This is a genomic window from Algoriphagus aestuariicola (assembly GCF_017254835.1).
In the GTDB taxonomy this organism is placed as follows: Bacteria; Bacteroidota; Bacteroidia; order Cytophagales; family Cyclobacteriaceae; genus Algoriphagus; species Algoriphagus aestuariicola.
Genome location: NZ_JAFKCW010000007.1, coordinates 25,291 through 45,374, shown reverse-complemented (window position 1 = coordinate 45,374; position 20,084 = coordinate 25,291). Strand labels below are relative to the sequence as shown.

The following is a 20,084-nucleotide window of genomic DNA, read 5'->3' as shown; positions in this document are numbered from 1 at the left end:
ACTTTTTTCTTTTTAACCGTTTCCACCATGTCCGCTGTTAAGATCAACCATATTGCCATCCATGTTTCCAGTTTGGCGCGAAGTAGAAAATTCTACGAAGACGTTTTGGGTTTGACTGCAGTCGAAGAGCCCTTCAAAGACGGGCTGCACGCTTGGTATGACATCGGCGGCGGAGCTACAGTCCATCTCATAGAGGAGCTTGATTTGAAGCCGCCTCAGGAAATATCAAAGACGAATCATCTGTGCTTTAGCATGGAGGACATGGACGCTTTCATCCGAAACTTGAATGAGAAAAACTGCTCTTTTGAAAACTGGGCGGGAGACCGAGGAAAGATCCACATTCGGCCAGACGGGATAAGACAGATTTTTTTCAGGGATCCAGACAACTACTGGATTGAGGTGAATGACGATTTTTGAGACTTTGGATTTTTTGGGCCAAAGCTTCAAAACGTTTGCGCTTAGGTTTTTAAATGCGCTTTTATTTAGGAAATAGGCCTTCTTTGGCCAAAAAGCCCTAATATCGAATACGCAAGTCCCTAAGACGATGAAAAAGATATTGACAATAGTCCTGATTTTGTTTTCCGCGAGCGCATTTGCCCAGATCAAAGTCAACCACATCGCAGTCCATGTTTCGAATTTAAAAAAGAGCATGGACTTTTATCAAAACGTCTTGGCACTTCAGGAAATCGAGGAGCCTTTCAAAGATGGGATCCATGCCTGGTATGACATTGGAGGCGGCTCCGCACTTCATCTCATCGAGGGTAAAGAGGTGCCCTCGGAAAAGTCCAAGGTCAACCACCTTTGTTTCAGTATTCCCGACATGCAGACCTTTGTGGATAACATGAAGTCCAGAAATTACCCCTTCGAAAGCTGGGCAGGCGTAAGCGGTGAGGTCACCAACCGTGTCGATGGAGTCAAGCAGATTTACATTCGTGATCCGGATGGGTATTGGCTAGAGATCAACGATGACTTTTGATCCTCCAGAGCCTTGGATATTCAAAAAAGCAACTCGCTCGGTGTCTTGGTGGTATCATTTTGCACCAAGTCCTAGCTGAACTTGCGGGATAATCTAGCAATTCGGTATATTTTGCAATTAGAATTTAAACTCCGACAATACGCATGTTTTTTACACTTGCCCGATTGCAGTTCCTCAAGAGTGTGCGCTCGACATCCTTTGCCAAAAGTCTCCTGACCAATATCCTGCTGGTTGTTTTGGGCTTAGTCCTGTTAAGCTACGTGGTGGGCCTAGGCCTCCTGCTCAAACTAATACTGGAAAAAGTCGCAGCCGGGCAGGATCATATTGCCCTACTCAACAGCTTTTTGATTTATTTCTTTTTGGGAGAATTTCTCTATCGATACTTTATCCAAAAGCTCCCGGTGGTCGAGCTGGAGAGTTTGCTCCATCTTCCGATTGGGAAGAGCCGGATCATCAGGATGCTATTGACTAGATCGTTTGTTTCCCCCTTGAATATCATCGCCATTTTGCTCGTGCTGCCCTTTTCCATGCAGGTGGTAGCAGAAAAGTACGGAGCATCCGGGGCGCTGATGTGGGTGTCTACCATCGCACTCGCGAGCTGGACGCTACATTGGTTTATGCTGTGGTTCAAGCAAAGGTTTGAAGATAGCCTGATTGGCTTATTTGTGATTTTTCTGGTCTTGGTAGCTGGTGCAGGATCCAGTTACATGGGATGGTTTAATCTAGGCGAGCTGGTTCAGCCGGTATTTGACTACGCCTTGGTCAGCCCGATTCCCGTACTTGGGATGGCGATCTTGATGGTGGTTTCCTACTTGCTCTGTTTTAGATTTTATGTGTCCAACGCTTATATGGAAGACTTATCCGAGGAAGAGGATGTACGATTTGTCAATCAGTCGATCGGTTTTTTTTCGAGGTTTGGACTCGCTGGCGAGTTGGCCAATCTGGAGTGGAAGCTGATCATCCGGCACAAGAAGAGCCGCACGTTTTTGATGATGACTGGCTTTTTCCTACTCTATGGGCTGATCTTTTACAACAATCCAGCCTATACTACCGAGGATGGCTTCAGTTTTATCTTCATATTCGTCGGCGTTTTCATCACGGGGATTTTCATGATCCAATACGGCCAGCTCTTTCTTAGCTGGAACTCTTCCAACTTCGACTTTTACCTGAATAGAAGGGGAGGAATCGAGGCGCTGGTGCGTGGAAAATACCTGCTCTTTTTGGGAGTGTCCGCCATCTGCTTTTTGGCTTCTGTGCCATACGTCTACTTTGGCTGGCATTTCTTGTTGATCCATTTGGCCACCTTCCTGTTCAACGTCGGGATACTGGTCCACGTCATCATCTATCTGGCGCTGTGGAAGCCTAAACCCATGGATCTAAATAAAGGAGCCATGTTCAACTACGAAGGTGTGGGCATCGCGCAATTTCTGATCGTGATTCCCATGATGCTCGGTCCTTACCTGATCTACGTGCCATTTTCGCTGCTATTCAACGACTACGTCGGGCTTTTGGCCCTGAGCGTGACGGGGATCTTGGGGATATTGGGCTTTAAGCGCCTGTCCCAAATCAACATTGACCGCGTCCTTTCCAACCGATACGAAATTTCTTCCTCCTTCCGTCAAGAACTATGATACAGATATCCCAACTCAAAAAGCAATACAAAGAAGCCGTCGTCCTGGATGTGGAATCTCTCGAAATCCCCTCTGGAGAATGTTTTGGACTGGTGGGGAACAACGGTGCCGGAAAGACCACCCTATTCCGAATCATGCTCGATTTGGTAAGAGCTACTGCAGGCACAGTGACCCTCAATGGCGAGGATGTAAGTAAAACAGAGGACTGGAAAGCCAAAACAGGGGCCTATCTTGACGAGCACATGCTCTTGGCATATCTGACTCCTGATGAGTATTTTCAGACGCTTCGAAAAATCTATGGCCTGTCTGAAGCTGATCTCAAGCTGCATTTGGACAAGTTTGTCGAGCTCTTCAACGACGAAGTGCTAGGCAAGAAAAAATACATCAGAGACCTTTCGAAAGGCAACCTGAAAAAGGTCGGTATCGCCGCGGCATTGATGGGGAATCCGGAGGTGGTATTTTTGGATGAGCCCTTCGAAAACCTGGATCCGAGTTCTCAGATCCGTCTGAAAAAGTTGATTCTGAGGGAAAAGGAAAACTCCAAAGTCACCTTCCTGATCTCGAGTCACGATCTGAATCACGTCACGGAGATCTGTGATCGGATTGTCCTACTGGAAAAGGGCAAGGTGATCCGCGATCTGCGTGAAAAGGCTGAAATGATGGCCGAGCTAGATGCCTATTTTACCGGCTGAAAATACACTTAGCCCCATACATGCGCGCCTTCTGATGAAATTTCGGAAGGCGTTTTTGTTTGTGGGAACAAAGCAGACGAACTTTTTTAGTCTGAGGTGAAAAGCGTTTTTGTTAAAAATCTTATTTTGTATGTATTATAATATCGTTTTACATACATTCAGGGAATTTAAATCTTGAATGAAAGGAACCAACATCGGGGAATTTGAAGAGCTGGTACTACTGACAGTCGCCGCGCTGATGGATGAAGCGTATAGTGTGGCGGTTTGCGATGAGCTCAGCACGCACACGGGACGCACCGTGAAGCTGGGTGTGGTACATGCCGTACTGAATCGCCTGGAAGAAAAAGGCCTCGTGAAAAGCCAGCTGGGCGAGGCGACGAGGGCACGTGGAGGAAAACGGAAGCGATTCTATCAGCTGACCATTCCCGGCAAAAATGCCTTGGTCAATGCCAAGGAGATGCGCGACCAACTGTGGGATAGGATACCTTCCTTGGCTTGGAAAAATCTGTGATATGAAAGAGCAAAGGCATCACCATCCGCCGGCTTGGGCGCAGCGCTTTGTGGCTTGGTATTGCAGACCCCGGCTTGCAGAAGATCTTCTCGGTGATCTGAACGAGTACTTTGAGCGAAATGTGCAAAATCTTGGTCCAGGCCGGGCAAAACTTATTTACATCATCGATGCGATCAAGTTCTTCCGAAGCTATACCGTACGAAAGCCTGAGTTTTTTCACCCTTTTATAAAACCCATCATGATCGGAAACTATCTCAAAACCTCTTCGCGCAACGTGATGCGCAACAAGCTGTTTTCTTTTATCAACATAGTCGGTCTTGCGATCAGCATGTCTGTCGGGCTGTTGCTGATCGCATTTCTGAATGATATCTATTCCTATGACCGGTTTAATGGAAAGGGAGAGCGAGTCTATCGGATAACGAACGTCCATACCAAAGGACGTGCACAGGGAAAATATCCCTCTACTTCGGTCAAAACCGGCCGGCTGATCCGGGAAGAGGTCACGGGAGTTGAGCACGTGTCCATACTCCGCGATGATTTCTCCGGTGATGCGGTGGTGGGGGAGAATGTTCTCCCCCTTAAAGGTTTTTGGGCCGAGACGTCACTTTTTGAAATGCTCTCTTTGGAAATAAAAGAAGGCAATCCACACACGGCGCTGCGAGCCCCTTATTCCCTCGTGCTTACAGAGTCGGCGGCCGAGAAGCTTTTTGGCCATCAGCCCGCACTTGGCAAGGCGGTTCGGTTTGACTCGGTGGACTATCAAGTGACCGGAATCGTGGAAGATGTGCCTTTCTTTTCCCATATCGACTTTGAAGCGCTTGTTTCCTTTTCCACTCTAGAAAGTAGAAACAGCGGTGATCCGGATTTCGAGAGCTGGGACAACATGTGGTCCAACTATGTTTACCTGCGTTTGTCGGAGGATGCGGACAAGGGGGCTGTACAGACTCAGCTGGACGCACTGGCCAAGAATGAAAATCTCAGTGAAGAAGACACGGAGATTCGACTCGAACTTCTTCCCTTGTACGATATCGTAGTTTCGGAGGATCTCCGACGTTCCGAGGGCCTGCGCTACATCAGTCCCCACGTCCCACCACAGTTGTTGTGGATAGTCGGTAGCCTCGCCCTGGTGGTGATCCTCTCTGCATGTTTTAACTATACCAATCTGTCCCTAGCCCGGGCGATGCGCCGGTTTAAAGAGGTGGGACTGAGGAAAGCGATCGGTGCCGGCAAAAACCAAGTTTGGCAGCAGTTTCTCGCCGAAGCAATCATGGTGTCCCTAGCTGCTTTACTTCTGTCATTTGTTTTGTTCCTACTGCTACGCCCACAGCTTATCAATATGGCGCCGGAGATGCAGCGTCTCGTAAAGCTGGACTTGAATGCGAAATTGATCGTGATTTTCCTTCTTTTTTCGATTCTAGTGGGTGTGATTGCCGGCTTTTTGCCAGCACTTTTTTTCTCCAAAGTCAGTGCTATGGATGCCCTTCGGAATGTTTCCTCTGTGAAAGTGTTTCGGCATCTTCCAATCCGAAGAGTATTGGTCGTTGTCCAGTACACCTTCACCTTGATTTTTATTACGGCTACAGCGATCGGCTATGTGCAATACAAAAACATCCTGGAGTTTGACCTGGGTTTCAACACCGAGAATATCCTCAACATCAAAATGCAGGGCAACGACCCGGAGGTTTTTCTCAAAGAGCTCCGAGAGATGCCGGAAGTAAGCGAACTGTCGCGCTCCCTGATTGTGACCAGTATTGGCAATGCCTGGGGAGGTTTTATGCGTTACGGAGAATCCACGGACTCCGTATTGGTAATGACCAACCATGTCGATGAAAATTACCTTGCACTCCATGGCTACGAACTGATCGCTGGAGGCAACTTTCAAGCTCGTCCTGCCACCCAAGCGGCCGTTAGCGAGGTGATTGTCAACGAACAGGTATTAAAGCGCTTCAACATTGCCAACCAGGACCCGGAGCGTGCAATCGGAGAGGAAGTCACCTTCAGCAATGTCCAGGGATTTGGGCGAAAGATGACGATTGTGGGCGTCATGAAAGACTTTCACTACGGCAAGGTGGACAATCTCATCGAGCCAACGGCGCTGATGTTTTGGACACCGGGCAGTCCGGCTGTAGTCAATGCCAAGATCCAAAGCGATAATATCCAAGAAACGATGGCCAAGGTGGAGGCAGCATGGAAGAAGATAGACCCTATACATCCATTGGATGCCAAGTTTTTTGATGAGGATATCGAGGAAGCCTACAGCGAGTTTTCCGTGATGATTAAGATCATCGGATTCTTGTCGCTCCTAGCGATTTCCATCGCTTCAATGGGGCTGTTTGGCATGGTGGTGTTTGCGACAGAGACGAGGATCAAAGAGATCGGAATCCGCAAAGTGATGGGGGCCAGTTCGGAAAATCTAGTCTATCTACTGAGCCGGGATTTCCTGATTCTGCTGTCAATATCGGCGGGACTTGCCCTGCCTGTCACCTATTTCTTTTTTGAAAAAGTCGTACTTGTCAACTTCCCATATCATGAGCCCATAAGGCTTTTGGAATTGTCCGCAGGCTTGGTTGTGGTGTTGGGGATTGCTTTTTTAATGATAGGCTCACAGACGATCAACGCCGCGAGAAGCAACCCCGCCAAGGTACTGAAAAGCGAGTAGAGACTTTGAGCATTAGTTTTCCACAAAAAAAAGAAGCGATTTCTCGCTTCTCTTTCTTCAGGTGGAGCTGGTGGGATTCGAACCCACGTCCAGATAAGGAAACACCGTACCGTCTACATGCTTAGTCACCGATTGGGTTTTCGACCAAACTATGCTGGGTGACACACCTGAGTTTGGCTTATCGATTGGTCTTAAGCTTGCTTAATCGCATCACAAGCAGCAGTCCGATCAAGTCGACACCTCGGATCCACCCGGATCAGACGGCGGGTGGGGAGATGTGGCCGGGGAATCACTCTCGTAACTCAACCCTTTAAGCGATCTATCCTATAAGGTTAGATTAGGCAGCCATGGCGTAAGAAGTTTCGCCATTTATCGTTCGTATGAATCTTTCAAGGCCGTACATACTCCAGCCTGCATGCGAGCCCGATCTTTACACCTACTGTCAAAACCGGTCAGCCCCATTTGTGTAGGGAGGACAAAAGTAATGGAAAAATGGTTCACTCCCAGCTGTGAATTGCGAAATACGAGCTTCCTGCTCTAGGGCGTAACGTTTGCAATTCGCCATTCTCCCAAAGTCCAAAGCGTTCGACTCCGGATATCGGACACCAAACGCCAATCCCGATTTTTTCAATTCTCAACTCCCAATCCAATACTGCTTACGCTCAGCTGCTTATTGAAAAACTTTCCCGATCGCTATTTTTCTCTCCTGCCGAATATCCAGTTTTTTATATCTTGCAGCGATGGAAAACTTCGTCGTTTCGGCAAGAAAATACAGACCGGCAGACTTTAAAAGTGTCGTGGGACAGCAGCACATCACCACCACGCTTCAAAATGCGCTCAAAAACAATCACCTAGCCCAGGCTTTCTTATTTTGCGGACCACGTGGTGTCGGGAAGACTACCTGCGCACGTATCCTTGCCAAGACCATCAACTGCGAAAACGTCACCAAAGACTTCGAAGCCTGTGGCAAATGCGAGTCTTGTGTTTCTTTCCAGAACAGTTCCTCCTTCAATATCTACGAACTGGATGCTGCTTCCAACAATTCAGTAGATGATATTCGGAATCTAGTAGACCAAGTGCGCTACGCTCCGCAAAAGGGGCAGTACAAAGTCTATATCATTGACGAAGTTCACATGCTTTCGACAGCAGCCTTCAATGCTTTTTTGAAGACCTTGGAGGAGCCGCCCAAGTATGCGATCTTCATCTTGGCTACCACAGAGAAGCACAAGATCATTCCTACGATTCTTTCACGCTGCCAGATTTTTGACTTCAACCGAATTCAGATCAAGCACATCTCGGATCACCTGAAGCATATCGCGGAAAAGGAAAAGGTAGATTACGAAGATGAGGCGCTGCGCTTAATTGCTACCAAGGCGGATGGAGCTTTGCGGGATGCGCTTTCGATTTTCGACCTGATAGTGACCTATTCCGCAGGGAAAAAGGTGACTTATAAGGAGACGATCGAAAACCTCAACATCCTTGACTACGACTATTATTTCAAGGTAGTGGATGCGTTATTGGCGGAGGACCTTTCTGCAACGCTCTTAATTTTTGATGAAATCCTGAAAAAAGGATTCGATGGCCATAATTTCATCGTTGGGCTGAGTGAGCACTTTAGGGACTTGTTGGTAGTCAAAGACGAGGCGACCGTTGAGCTGTTGCAAGTGTCGGAGTCAGCAATGGAGCGTTATCTACAGCAGACCCAACAGGCGTCAGTTTCTTTATTGCTTTCTGCACTCAATCTGGCAAACCAGTGCGACATCAACTACAAGACGAGTAAAAACCAGCGTCTTCACGTCGAGTTGGCGCTAATGAAAATGGCCAAGCTTCCCCAGGCATTTAGGCTAGCTACTCTGTCCAGCGCCGAGTCAAAAAAAAAAGTCTGAGTGAACAGGCGGGGAAGTCTAAAGCGCCCGAGCTCGTCCCTTTGCCTAGTTCTGCCGATATATCCGTATCGAAGAAAAGTCCGCTAAAAACCACGATTTCCATTCCAGTCAGCCTGAGCCATACCAAGAGAATGGTGGATCAGAAGGCTAAAGAAAGTGCCGAGGCTGCCAAAATGGTTATGAAGGAAGAGGTCGTAGAAGTAAAAACATCCAGATCTTCGGTGACTTTGACTCAGGAGCTGTTTGACCAGCACGTCTATTCCATCCAAGAGCATTACCGAAAAGCCGACAGAAAGTTCGAACTCGCTATTCTGGATCAACCTATCAAGGTAAAGGACGGAGGAGAGGTAGTTTTAGGAGTGATGGGCTCGATTCAGGAAGAGATTGCCGGAAAAATGAAGCCTGAGTTGGTTGCTTTGATACGACAGTTTACCGGAGCTGACAGGGTAATTATCACGGTAGAGCTGATGGAAGAAATCGATAATGGCAAGCCCAAGCTGTACACCAACACCGACAAGCTGAATTTTTTAAGGGACAAGCATCCCGCTCTAGCCGAGTTTCAGCGGAAGTTTGGCTTGGAAGTGGACTTCTAGAAATCCAGTGAAATCCCGAAATTGATCAGGTTCTGTAGCTGCACGGCTTGCTTGGAGCTGCCGTCATCTTGCTGGACATAGACGTTTTCGTCGTAGATCACGGCGGTTTCGATCCGGGTGGAGATGAATTTGTTTACCTTCAATCGGATGATCGAGTTGAAGTTGACCACCATATTGCCGAAGCTCTCGTAGTTGGAAAAGAGATTCAGGTCGGCTTTCCAAGTCACATTTTCCATGATGACAAAATCCACAACTCCGGCCGCGAAAGACATACCTGCCTCGGCTCGGACGTTTTCGCCTGGGACCACACCAAAAGCGCCGGCATTGCTAAGCGAGTCGTTCATCACAATGGTGAATCGTCCCGTAAACGGCGACACGATGACGGATAGTTTGCCTTTGTTCTCGTAGGTCTTTCTCAGGTTCAAACCTGTGGAGGATTGTAGATAGCCTGGAGAAAGCAGGTCGGATATTTTGGTTCGAACTTCCCTTTCACTGCCTGAGGGCTTCGAGTATTTATAGCCTGGCAAAAGCTGGGTTCGCGCATCCAGCTGGGTACTGAGGTACATTAGCTTGGAAAGCTGCCGCCCGTAGTTGCTGACGAATACGAAATTGTCGTTGGTCTTGCGAGTTTCAAAGTCGCGACTGCCCTGACGGTTGAAGCCCAAGTTTACCGTCATCTGGGTGTCCCAGACTTTCGAGTCTTTTTTGTAGTTGGCAAATAGCGTGACGCCTGAATTCAGTGCAAAGGAGCTGGATCCACCGGCCGCCCAATTGCTCAAGGTGACCTGCTGAATGTTGAGGTTGTAGTTTCCGCCGGTTTTCCAGAAGATCTCTTTTACCGGTTCGTCTATCAGGATAGAATCCCCGAGCATCAGCAGGGTGTCGCCATTGATCAGGACTGTGTCGGGAATTATATTTCTATCTTGACCAAAAGCTGATAGGCCAAAAAGGAAAATCAGGATTCCTGTGAAAAGGAAATTCTTACTCATTAATCGATGGTTAGATAGGCAGATCAGGGCACGAAGATAACCAATTTCTGACCGATGCTGATGATGTTTTGGCTCCCGATGTTGTTCCAGGATTTCAGCTCGTCTACAGAAACACCATATTTTTTGGATATAGCAAAAAGGGTTTCGCCCCGGCTGACATTATGGGTTACTCTTCTGGCCTCAGTTCTATAAGCATTCTCAGAAATCTGAGTCGGGCTGTTTTCTGCTACTCTGGTCTCAGCAGGCCTGGATTCAGTGGAAGCAATTTCGGTTCTTTTCTGAGGAGCCGGCTGGTTGACCGGGACGATCTGAATATCCTCCCCTCGTTTTCTCGGCTCGCGCAGGTTCAGTACCATGCCTACTTTGAGTTCTGAGTCCTTCCTGATCCGGTTCTTGGACTTGAGCGAGGACAGTTTTATGCCGTATTTCTGGGAAATGGACCAAAGGGTTTCGCCGGGCATCACGATATGGGTCTCGACGTCCGCGCTTGATTTCTTTTTCTCGGTATAGTAATACTTGCCGGTTTCCACGCGGTCCTCTGGATCCAGGTCGTTGAGGCGGAGAAACTTCTTTTCCTTGATGCCTATTTCTTGGGAGAATTTTTCGGAGGAAGTTGTTTTTGAGGCTTGGACGCCATCCAGTTCATTGACGGTGATTTGGTTCGGCTGGCTGGCCTTGGTGGTGTTTCCGGATATTCTAGGGTAGGAGTTGGCCTGTTTGTATGCCGGTGAGTTTTTGGCGGATGCGGTATAGGTCTGATTTTTCTTCGGTTTTTCCTCAGACTTAATTACTGCAGGCTCTAGAGGAAGGCTTCCTTCTTTGATGTAGAAAAGGGTATAGGTACCAGCGGGTATCCTCCCGTTTCCAGCCCATTTGTTAAACTCCTTGAGGTGTGCCTCACTCACGCCAAAGCGCTTGGATAGAGCGGCCATCGTGGAGGGCCCCTGCACGCTGACCTCTGCCAGTCGTTGCGGGCTCGACACCAACATCGTAGACTGGTTTTCATAGGCGATCTTGTGTGCAAGATACTTCTTGAAATACCAGTGGGTGTTTCGGTCTACTTCGACTACCTTCTTTCCGGAGTATTGACTCCCAAAGTAGCTCTTCGCGCCTCCAAGCCCCATCTGATAGGACACCAAGGCTGTCATCCAATTGTCGAGCTGGCTGTTGTGTTTCTTGAGATAAAGTGCGGCTCCCCGGCTGGAGGTGGCTATATTTTTGCGCTCGTCGATCTGCGCATCCACGCGTAGCCCGACCTCTTCGGCCGTTCCTTGTTTAAATTGCCAAAATCCAACCGCATTGGAGGTAGAGACGGCATCCGGAATAAGCCCACTTTCCTGGATGACCAAGTATTTGAAGTCTTCAGGAACGCCTTGGTTTCGCAGCTCGCGCTCGACGATGGGCAGATAGAGGTTGACTCGGTCCTGCTTCACTTTGAAATAGGACGGGTTTCGATATTGGGCATCCACGTCCAATTGGATTTCCCTTTGGGCTTGAGGGTTGATTCTCACGGTGATGTCTGCAAATTGCAGCTGGGCAGGAACTTGCGGGATCTGGGCCCAAAGCCGCTGTAGACATAGAAACTGAACTAAAAAAAGGAGGGTGAGGTAGTGACGGGGTTTCATCGAAAGTGACTCTCGTTTTACTCTGCCCTTGTCAGCAAAAATGGTTCCCTTTTTACTGCACTTACAGTTTTCTGGCCATCAATACACCATCGCGGATTGGAAGCAGGACATTTTCCACCCGGGGATCGTCTTGTACCTTCCTGTTGAAATCCAAAAGCGCTTGTGTGTCTTTGTCGATTTTTTGTCCTTCCTCTACCAAAATCTTACCCGACCAAAGCACGTTGTCTGCGAGGATGATCCCGCCGCTCGATACTTTATCTATGACCAGATCAAAGTATTCCGAGTAATAGAATTTGTCTGCGTCTATGAAGACCAGGTCAAACGGCCCCGCCAAGGTCGGGATGATGTCCCTGGCGTTACCGAGCTTGTAGTCGATTCGGGGCGCTAGTCCGCTTTCCTCAAAAAATCCCCTGACCATTGGCTCAAGCTCGTCATTGATATCGAGGGTGATCAGTTTTCCGTCTGGTCTGAGTCCTCGGGCCATGCATATCCCCGAGTATCCCGTGTAAGTTCCGATTTCCAGAATTGTTTTGGGCTGCAGCATTTTGGAAAAAAACTCCAGCATCTTGCCCTGCAGATGTCCTGACAGCATCCGCGGCATCAAGACTTTTGCCTGCGTCTCCCTGACGATCTTTTTCAGAAGAGCATCCTCTGCGGTGCTGGTGGATTCACAGTAGGCCAAAAGTGCGGGGTCAAATAGTTCCATGGTCAGTTTGGGGTATAGATGAGGTAGCTGAGCTGGTCAGGGTTGAAGATTTCCTGTGCAATTTCCTGAATTTCCTCGGCAGTGGTAGCCCTGATTTTCTCGAAGATTCTTTCCAACGGATCGATCTTGTCATGGTCAATGAGACTTTTGCCGTAGACGAGCATGAGTGCCGCGTAGTTTTCCTCGGCCATGGCCATCTGCCCGATGGCTTGCTCTTTGGCCATGTGCAGCTGAATGTTGCCGAGTTTTTTGTTTCTAAGTTTTTCCATCTCTCGATGGACGACCGCAAGCGATTTTTTTAGGGTTTTTTCTTCGGAGCCAAAGAAGACGCCGAAGAAGCCAGTGTCCGAATAAGTCTGATAGCTAGACTCGACGGAGTAGACGTAGCCATAATTTTCCCGGAGGGAGAGGTTGAGCTTGCTGTTCATGCTTGGTCCGCCCAAGATGTTGTTAAGCAGATAAAGTTTGAAGCGGTTTTTGTCGTGAAGGGAATAGGCTGGACGTCCGATGGCGCAAAGAGATTGTGTCACGTCTCTTTGCACGGTTTTGTGTCTCGCTTTGTAGTCATGAAAACCACTCCTAACATAGAGTGTGCGCTTGCTTTGGATTTGCGAGAGTGGGCCTTCTATGGCTCTCAGGGCTTTTTCGAAAGTGATATTGCCGACTACTGAGAATACGATCTCGGAGGTGTCGAGCCGAGTCGCGATGAAGTCGAAGAAATCCTCCTGGGTAAAGCGACCAACCGTTTCCTCGGTACCTAGGATATTTCGACCCAAGGCATGGTTGGCAAACACCAATTCGTCGAGCTCATCCTGGATGGAGTCATCCGGGGAATCGCGGTACATCGCCATTTCCTCTAGGATCACTTGGCGTTCCTTTTCGATCTGACGTTCTGGAAAGGTACTGTTGAAGGTGATGTCGAATAGGAGCTCGGCAGCTTTGGGATAGTGATCCTTCAGCACAGAGGCGTAAAAGCAGACTTTTTCCTTGGTTGTGTAGGCATTTAGCTCACCTCCCAAGGATTCGAGCCGGTTGATGATATGGAAGGTCTTACGCTTTTTGGTGCCTTTGAATGCCATGTGTTCCCAAAAGTGGGCCAAGCCTTCTTGGTCCTTGTCTTCGTCCCGGCTGCCGATATTTAGAATAAAGCCGCAATGGACCAGTCGGGTATGGGTGACTTGTTGATGGACGATCCGGATGCCGTTTGCCAGTTCCTTGAGTTGGTACATGAATTCCAGTTTGAATTTGAAAGTAGCGAAAAAATCAGCTTTTTATCTTCTTGGGATTAGCCTTAAGTTTGTAGCCGAGCATTCATACAGGTTTTGCTAACACCGAAATGCCGATTCAAGTTTAATTCTCCCCGTTTTTATGCTGAGTTCGACTCCCCCCAAAGCCTCGCTGATCATTTCGGTTTACAAAAACACGAGGTTTTTGGACGCGGTGATGAAATCGCTGGAGGACCAGACCTTTCGCGAGTTTGAAGTCATCATCTCGGAAGACGGAGAGAGCGGGGAGATGGAGGCGTACGTCAAGGGACTGGAAAGTTCTTTTCCTGTTTACCATCTTACACAGCCCGATGTGGGTTGGAGAAAAAACAAAGCGCTGAATCGGGCCATACAAGCGGCCAAAGCCGATTGGCTGGTATTTATTGATGGAGACTGTGTACTACATCCCAGGTTCATGGAGTTTCACTGCCAACTTGCCGACGACAAATCAATTTTGGCAGGAAAGCGCGTCAAGTTGGATGCAGAGACCTCCGAAAGGCTGATCGGTGGAGATTACGCGCTCGAAAAAATGGGAAAGGTCATCAGAAAGAACGCTGCTAAGATCAAAAAGAATGGCGGAGCCTTTTTGGAGGAAGGGGTATTTATTGACCCAAAGGGCTGGCTGGGCTTCATCCCGAGACTTCGGAAGATGAGCCAGCTCAAGGGCTGCAACATGTCCTTTCACCGCAAGGCTATCGAAGCAATTAACGGCTTTGACGAAGATTATGTCCGACCGGCGGTGGGAGAGGATATCGACTTGCATTGGAGATTCGAGGGGATGGGTTATCATCTGAAATCGGTAAGGAATCTGGCGGTGCAATATCATCTTTGGCACAAGGAAAGCTGGACGGATCAGGAGGAAAACATGGCGATGATGCGGCAAAATCAGGCAAAGCGGCAGTTTGTCTGCAAAAATGGACTCAAAAAACTAATCTGAGAATTATCAAAGGAATATGAAATACAATCCGTTACCCAAAGAACTTTACATTCGAAACCGAGTCAAATTTGCCGCGAAATTGGCCAAGAACTCGGTTGCTGTTTTTAATGCCAACGACATCCTGCCGACCAACGCGGACGGCACGATGAAATTTAGGCAAAACAACGATTTGTTTTACCTCTGTGGGATAGACCAAGAGGAGACCATCCTGCTGATCGCTCCCGATTGCCCCAATCCTGCTTGGCGTGAGGTGCTTTTTCTAAGGGAGACCAATGAGCATATCGCCGTCTGGGAAGGACACAAATACACCAAGGAGGAGGCGGAGGCGGCTTCTGGTATCCAAAATATCCAGTGGCTCTCGGCCTTTGATCAGATCTTCAACTCGGTCATGTCTTTGTCTGATCGAATCTATCTGAATACGAACGAACATTTGCGAGCGGGTGTAGTCGTGGAAACGAGAGATGCCAGATTCATCAAGTCCTGCAAGGAGAAGCATCCACTTCATGGATTCGAACGAGCTGCCCCGATCATGCATGAATTGAGAGGTGTAAAGGAAAGGGAGGAGATAGGCCAGATGCAGATTGCTTGTGATATCACAGAGAAGGGTTTCAGAAGAATTCTAGGCTTTGTGAAGCCAGGCGTGACCGAGTATGAGATCGAAGCAGAGTTTATCCACGAATTTATCCGCAATAGAAGCAAAGGCTTCGCCTACGAGCCGATCATCGCTTCGGGGGCTTCTGCTTGTGTGCTGCATTACATTGAAAACAACAAGGCTTGCAACGCAGGCGAATTGCTTCTCCTCGACGTGGGAGCCGAGTATGGCAACTACAATGCGGACATGACCCGAACGATTCCTGTGAGCGGCAGATTTACCAAACGGCAGCGTGAAGTATACGATGCCGTGCTGCGAGTGCATAGAGCGGCTGCCGAGATTCTCAGACCGGGTACGAATATCCAGGATTATCACAAGGAAGTGGGCTTGATCATGCAATCAGAGTTGTTGGGTCTGGGATTGATTGATCAGACGGATATCAAAAATCAGGATCCGAACTGGCCGGCATTTAAGAAATATTTCATGCACGGGACTTCACATCATTTGGGCTTGGATGTACACGATGTGGGGACGATGCACTTTCCGATCAAGCCGGGTATGGTATTCACCATCGAGCCGGGGATCTATATTCCAGCTGAGGGCTTCGGCATTCGACTGGAAAACAACGTAGTGATCCAGGAAAACGGTTTCCTAGACCTCATGCGAAATATCCCGATCGAGGCAGCCGAGATCGAGGAGTTAATGAATGCTTAAGGTATAAGAACGGCCTGTGGAGACACAGGACGAAGCATACAGCTTGTTCCGGTCTAGCTTTTCCAAAGGTTCAAACTTTGGAAAAGCTAGACCGGAACTATTTTTGGGGAGTTTTTATTCTAGGTGTATAAAAAAAAGTAAATTGGTGTATCGGTCCTAAAATCATGAGAACTAACATTGAAATAAATCAGGAACTGATTGATGAAATCATGAAGTTGACTGCAATTTCCACAAAAAAAGAAGCTGTGAATCGGGCTCTTGAAGAGTACTTACGGAAATTGAAATTGAGTGAACTTGCAGATCTTGCGGGAAAGATCGAATGGGAAGGTGACTTGGAAGAAATGAGAAGTGGAAGAGACTAATGCGAGTCCTAATTGATACAAGCGCATGGATTCATTTTTTCAGAGACTCAAATCCCGCTATTCGAGAGAAGGTAAGAAAATTGCTTTTAGAGGATAAGGCTGTGATTTGTCCGATCATCTTGCAAGAAATATTACAGGGAATGGGGACTGACGACGAAGTCCAAAGGATCTCCCATTTTTTTAACTTCCTCCCTCAATTGAAAGTAGATCCGTATGTCGTCGCTTTTGGGGCGGCAGAGGTTTATCGGAATTGTAGGAAGATGGGTATCACCGTCAGAAAAAGTCAGGATTGCCAAATAGCGTTTTTTGCCAATTTGGAGGGAACTCCTTTACTGCATGATGATAGAGATTTCCTGAATATTGGGAAAGTCATAGATCTTCAATTCTACTAGAAAAACAAAATCCCTCCCAGATCGCTCCGGGAGGGGTTTTTTATAAGAATAAAGATCGGAAGATTATCCGATGGAGATTCTCTTGAACGCGTTTACGGTCAGGCCTTTGCTCACACCGTCAAGGTATTGCGCGATAGACTTGGAACCGTCTTTTACAAACTGCTGGCTCAACAAAGTGTTTTCTTTGTAGAACTTCTGCAATTTGCCCATTGCGATTTTTTCCAGCATTTCTTCAGCTTTGCCTTCAGCTCTAGCCTGCTCTTTACCGATTTCGATTTCACGCTCGATAGTAGAAGCATCCACACCGTCTTTGTCAACGGCTACAGGGTTCATCGCTGCAATCTGCATCGCCACGTCTTTGCCAGCTTCTTCTACGTCTGCACCAGAAGCGTTAACCAATCCTACCAATACACCCAATTTGCCATTGGAGTGAACGTAAGGAACAACCGCTTCAGCAGTTACGATTTCGAAGTGGGAGATGTCGATTTTCTCGCCGATTTTACCGGTCATTTCAACGATTTTCTCAGCTACGGTGATGTTTTCGAAAGGAAGGGCCATTACAGCATCTTTGGAATCGCTACCGTTTGCTACAGCAAGATCGATCAATGCGTTTGCGAAAGCACCGAATTCTTCGTTTTTAGCCACGAAGTCAGTCTCGCAAGTCAATGAAAGGAGGATGCCTTTTGCGCCGTTTTCGGCTACGCGGGTTACTACTACTCCTTCTTTGGTCTCACGGTCAGCTCTGGAAGCAGATACTTTTTGACCTTTTTTTCTGAGGATGTCTACTGCCTTTTCGAAGTCGCCTTCAGCTTCAGTCAAAGCTTTTTTGCAGTCCATCATACCGGCACCGGTCATTTGTCTCAGTTTGTTTACTTCTTGTGCAGTAATTGCCATGGTGTGATCTGTTTATTGATTTAAACGGGATATGTTCGTTGGTCAGGTAAAACAAAAAATTGAACATCGACCGGAGCCGGATGTTCAATTTTTATATTTCAAATCGATTGTGGATTATTCTTGCGTTTCAGCGTCCACAGCTCTTTTTGCTTCTTCCTCTTCAGAAAGTTTAGCATCGTCCTTGTCTCTCTTGCGCTCAGAAAGACCTTCTTCGATAGCTGCTCCAAATGCTTTTACCAGCAAAGAAACTGATTTGAAGGCATCGTCATTGGCTGGGATGGGGAAGTCCACCTCGTTAGGGTTGGAGTTAGTATCCACCAATGCGAAAACCGGAATACCAAGCTTTTGAGCTTCGGCGATCGCGATGTGTTCTCTTTTGATATCCACTACGAAAAGAGCCGCTGGAAGTCTGCTCAGGTCGGCAATACCGCCCAACACGCTTTCCATTTTCTCTTTCTGACGGCTTACCATCAGACGCTCTTTTTTCGCCAGGTTTTTGTAAGCGTCCTCTTTCATCAGTTTTTCAAGACCTGACATTTTCTTGAGGGACTTGCGGATTGTAGCGAAGTTGGTCAGCATACCACCCAACCATCTTTCGGTCACGTAAGGCATGTTCAGACGCTGAGCTTCGGAAGCTACTAGGTCCTTGGCTTGCTTTTTCGTAGCGACAAACATCACTTTTTTGCCGGAGCGTACGATTTGCTTGATTGCGTTGGATGCTTCTTCGAGGCAAGCAAGCGTTTTGTTGAGGTCGATAATATGGATACCGTTCTTCTCCATGAAAATGTATGGAGACATTCTTGGATCCCACTTTCTCGTCAAGTGTCCGAAGTGAACACCAGCATCCAGTAAGTCTTTGTATTCGATTTTTGACATGAATGAAATTGTTTTCTATTGAATGAAGATCGTTCCGATTAACGCTTGGAGAACTGGAATCTTCTTCTTGCTTTTCTACGTCCTGGCTTCTTACGCTCGACCATTCTAGGGTCACGGGTAAGGAATCCTTCTTTTTTCAAAGGGCTTCTGTGGGCTTCGTCAAACTCGCAAAGCGCTCTGGAGATCGCCATACGGGCCGCTTCTGCCTGGCCTTTGATACCACCGCCGTCTACATTGATCTGGATGTCGTAATTGCCGTCCACGCCCACGAGGGCAAGTGGCTGCTTCACGACGATCTGGTGCAGATCAAATGGGAAGTAAACTTCGATTGCTTGGTTGTTGACGGTGATTTTGCCATTTCCTGGAGCCATATAGATGCGGGCTACAGAGGTCTTTCTTCTACCGATTTTGTTGATCATTTCCATGATTTAGACGATTAAAGAGTGATGGCTTTTGGCTGCTGTGCCGCGTGAGGATGCTCAGCACCTTCATACACGTACAGGTTACCGTACAACTTGCTTCCCAATCTGTTTTTAGGCAACATGCCTCTTACAGCTTTCTCAACCAAAATTGCCGAAGACTTCTGCTTCAACAGCTTTGGGGTAGAGATTCGCTGTCCACCTGGGTAACCGGTGTGGCGCACATATACTTTGGCGTTCCACTTGTCACCTGTCAGTCTGACTTTGTCTGCGTTGATTACGATGACGTTGTCACCACAATCCACGTTAGGAGTGAAGCTTGGCTTCGTCTTTCCTCTCAAGATTTTTGCTACCTCACTCGCCAATCGTCCGAGAATCGCAGCTTGGGCATCCACTACCACCCACTGCTTTTCTACTGTGGAAGAATTGGCTGAGATGGTTTTATAGCTCAGAGTATCCACTGTGTAACTGTTTAATTTTTAGCTTGTTATTTATTTATCGACCCCAAAAAGGGACACAAAGATAGAAGTATTTTATTTTTCATGCAAACTATTTCAGATACTAACTCCTAATTTTCATAGGCTTAGGCGATTTTTCTTTCGCGGAAATTTGGTTTGCAGGCCTTTGTTGGCGCTTCAGGCATTTTTCTCCAATTGGTGAACCAATACCTGGAAATCCTTGGGATAGGGGGCGTCCACTTTGATTGGGTTGCCGTCCAGTCCTTCAAAGATGATCGAATACGCATGCAAAGAGACCCGCTGCATGATTGGTAACTCTTCCGTCTCTTTTTTGAGATTGAAGCGGCGCTTGAGTGAAGATAGGTACAAAGGCTTGCCGCCATAAAGCGTGTCACCGCATATCGGTGACTTGAGGTAAGCCAAATGCACTCTAATTTGATGCAGTCGACCAGTGATCGGCTTGCATTCAACGAGAGTGTGCGCCCAATAGGTCTTCAGGCTGTTGAAGATCGTTTGGGCGGGCTTTCCATCCTTGCTCACTTTGGCGATTCCCTTGTTGTTTGCCGCGAGGTTTCGGTCGACGAGCTCATTGTTGAACTCCTTGATACCCTCTACCACGGCATGGTAGACTTTCTCGACTTTTCTGTTTTCAAACTGGATGGCCAAGTGCCGGTAGGCTTCTGGATTCTTGGCAATCACCAGACATCCCGAAGTTTCCTTATCCAATCTGTGGCACAGTTGTGAATCGGAGGTGTGTGCCTTGGCAAGGTCTAGGATGTTCTGCGCCTCGTGCCTGTCGTCTAAGCTTGATAGGTACGGCGGCTTGTTGATTACCAGGTAATCCGCGTTTTCAAACAGAATAAGACTCTCAAAATCTACTTTCTTCATGGATTCTCCTGCCTCTTCA

General features: G+C 47.7%; 21 protein-coding genes and 1 other RNA gene. 12 read left to right on the top strand and 10 right to left on the bottom strand.

All coding sequences use genetic code 11. The annotated features are described in order from the left end of the window. The first annotated feature begins 27 nt into the window (after positions 1–27). The 6 genes from J0A67_RS22210 (at position 28) to J0A67_RS22185 (ending at position 6,469) form a co-directional block, all read left to right on the top strand. A complete protein-coding gene (locus J0A67_RS22210; RefSeq protein ID WP_206571596.1) occupies positions 28–417 on the top strand; it encodes a VOC family protein in 390 nt (129 codons plus the stop codon). A 127-nt stretch (positions 418–544) separates the two neighbouring features. Then, positions 545–976: a VOC family protein gene (locus tag J0A67_RS22205; RefSeq protein ID WP_206571595.1), complete on the top strand. Its 432-nt coding sequence runs from the start codon at positions 545–547 to the stop codon at positions 974–976. A gap of 143 nt (positions 977–1,119) precedes the next feature. Further along, positions 1,120–2,607, top strand: coding sequence for a DUF5687 family protein (locus J0A67_RS22200; RefSeq protein WP_206571594.1), 1,488 nt, complete (start codon positions 1,120–1,122; stop codon positions 2,605–2,607). Further along, a complete protein-coding gene (locus J0A67_RS22195; protein WP_206571593.1) occupies positions 2,604–3,299 on the top strand; it encodes an ABC transporter ATP-binding protein in 696 nt (231 codons plus the stop codon). Before J0A67_RS22200 ends, J0A67_RS22195 begins: the two co-directional genes overlap by 4 nt. 178 nt (positions 3,300–3,477) lie before the next feature. Further along, complete coding sequence (locus J0A67_RS22190) at positions 3,478–3,810, top strand: PadR family transcriptional regulator (protein WP_206571592.1); 333 nt, start codon at positions 3,478–3,480, stop codon at positions 3,808–3,810. Between the two features lies 1 nt (position 3,811). Then, entirely contained in the window at positions 3,812–6,469 is a 2,658-nt protein-coding gene (locus tag J0A67_RS22185) for an ABC transporter permease (RefSeq protein ID WP_241265301.1), read from the top strand. A gap of 59 nt (positions 6,470–6,528) precedes the next feature. Here the strand turns inward: J0A67_RS22185 and ssrA are convergent. Continuing rightward, positions 6,529–6,929: a transfer-messenger RNA gene (ssrA, locus tag J0A67_RS22180) on the bottom strand. 280 nt (positions 6,930–7,209) lie between these two features. On the opposite strand from ssrA, the gene J0A67_RS22175 reads away from it, so the two are divergent. Next, entirely contained in the window at positions 7,210–8,355 is a 1,146-nt protein-coding gene (locus tag J0A67_RS22175) for a DNA polymerase III subunit gamma/tau (RefSeq protein ID WP_206571591.1), read from the top strand. A gap of 41 nt (positions 8,356–8,396) precedes the next feature. Beyond that, positions 8,397–8,948 carry a hypothetical protein gene (locus J0A67_RS22170; RefSeq protein ID WP_206571590.1) on the top strand — a complete coding sequence of 184 codons (552 nt, stop codon included), beginning with the start codon at positions 8,397–8,399 and terminating at the stop codon, positions 8,946–8,948. On the opposite strand, the gene J0A67_RS22165 is transcribed toward J0A67_RS22170, so the two are convergent. The 4 genes from J0A67_RS22165 to J0A67_RS22150 all read right to left on the bottom strand — a co-directional run bounded on the left by J0A67_RS22165 (position 8,945) and on the right by J0A67_RS22150 (position 13,497). Further along, a complete protein-coding gene (locus J0A67_RS22165; RefSeq protein WP_438839600.1) occupies positions 8,945–9,937 on the bottom strand; it encodes a DUF3078 domain-containing protein in 993 nt (330 codons plus the stop codon). The two genes, J0A67_RS22170 and J0A67_RS22165, sit on opposite strands and share 4 nt — an antisense overlap. Positions 9,938–9,960: 23 nt before the next feature. Next, positions 9,961–11,562: a LysM peptidoglycan-binding domain-containing protein gene (locus tag J0A67_RS22160; RefSeq protein ID WP_206571589.1), complete on the bottom strand. Its 1,602-nt coding sequence runs from the start codon at positions 11,560–11,562 to the stop codon at positions 9,961–9,963. 61 nt (positions 11,563–11,623) lie between these two features. Next, on the bottom strand, positions 11,624–12,268 hold the full coding sequence (locus tag J0A67_RS22155; RefSeq protein WP_206571588.1) for an O-methyltransferase: 645 nt from the start codon (positions 12,266–12,268) through the stop codon (positions 11,624–11,626). Positions 12,269–12,270: 2 nt separating this feature from the next. Beyond that, complete coding sequence (locus J0A67_RS22150; RefSeq protein ID WP_206571587.1) at positions 12,271–13,497, bottom strand: M16 family metallopeptidase; 1,227 nt, start codon at positions 13,495–13,497, stop codon at positions 12,271–12,273. Between the two features lie 139 nt (positions 13,498–13,636). Here J0A67_RS22150 and J0A67_RS22145 point away from each other — a divergent pair, with 139 nt between their 5' ends. The 4 genes from J0A67_RS22145 to vapC all read left to right on the top strand — a co-directional run bounded on the left by J0A67_RS22145 (position 13,637) and on the right by vapC (position 16,530). Further along, on the top strand, positions 13,637–14,470 hold the full coding sequence (locus tag J0A67_RS22145; protein ID WP_206571586.1) for a glycosyltransferase: 834 nt from the start codon (positions 13,637–13,639) through the stop codon (positions 14,468–14,470). 16 nt (positions 14,471–14,486) lie between these two features. After that, positions 14,487–15,776 (top strand): aminopeptidase P family protein, encoded by a 1,290-nt coding sequence (locus J0A67_RS22140; RefSeq protein WP_206571585.1) that lies wholly within the window; start codon positions 14,487–14,489, stop codon positions 15,774–15,776. A gap of 164 nt (positions 15,777–15,940) precedes the next feature. After that, positions 15,941–16,138 (top strand): type II toxin-antitoxin system VapB family antitoxin, encoded by a 198-nt coding sequence (locus tag J0A67_RS22135; protein WP_206571584.1) that lies wholly within the window; start codon positions 15,941–15,943, stop codon positions 16,136–16,138. Then, entirely contained in the window at positions 16,138–16,530 is a 393-nt protein-coding gene (gene vapC, locus J0A67_RS23320) for a type II toxin-antitoxin system VapC family toxin (protein WP_206571583.1), read from the top strand. The genes J0A67_RS22135 and vapC overlap by 1 nt, the downstream gene beginning before the upstream one ends. 63 nt (positions 16,531–16,593) lie before the next feature. On the opposite strand, the gene tsf is transcribed toward vapC, so the two are convergent. From tsf to J0A67_RS22105, 5 genes are all read right to left on the bottom strand, one after another. Beyond that, positions 16,594–17,424, bottom strand: coding sequence for a translation elongation factor Ts (tsf, locus tag J0A67_RS22125; protein ID WP_206571582.1), 831 nt, complete (start codon positions 17,422–17,424; stop codon positions 16,594–16,596). A gap of 114 nt (positions 17,425–17,538) precedes the next feature. Next, on the bottom strand, positions 17,539–18,300 hold the full coding sequence (gene rpsB, locus J0A67_RS22120; protein ID WP_206571581.1) for a 30S ribosomal protein S2: 762 nt from the start codon (positions 18,298–18,300) through the stop codon (positions 17,539–17,541). Positions 18,301–18,338: 38 nt separating this feature from the next. Then, on the bottom strand, positions 18,339–18,725 hold the full coding sequence (gene rpsI / locus J0A67_RS22115; protein ID WP_206571580.1) for a 30S ribosomal protein S9: 387 nt from the start codon (positions 18,723–18,725) through the stop codon (positions 18,339–18,341). Positions 18,726–18,736: 11 nt separating this feature from the next. Beyond that, entirely contained in the window at positions 18,737–19,180 is a 444-nt protein-coding gene (gene rplM, locus J0A67_RS22110; RefSeq protein WP_206571579.1) for a 50S ribosomal protein L13, read from the bottom strand. A 174-nt stretch (positions 19,181–19,354) separates the two neighbouring features. Further along, a complete protein-coding gene (locus J0A67_RS22105) occupies positions 19,355–20,065 on the bottom strand; it encodes an RluA family pseudouridine synthase (protein WP_206571578.1) in 711 nt (236 codons plus the stop codon). Between the last annotated feature and the right edge of the window lie 19 nt (positions 20,066–20,084).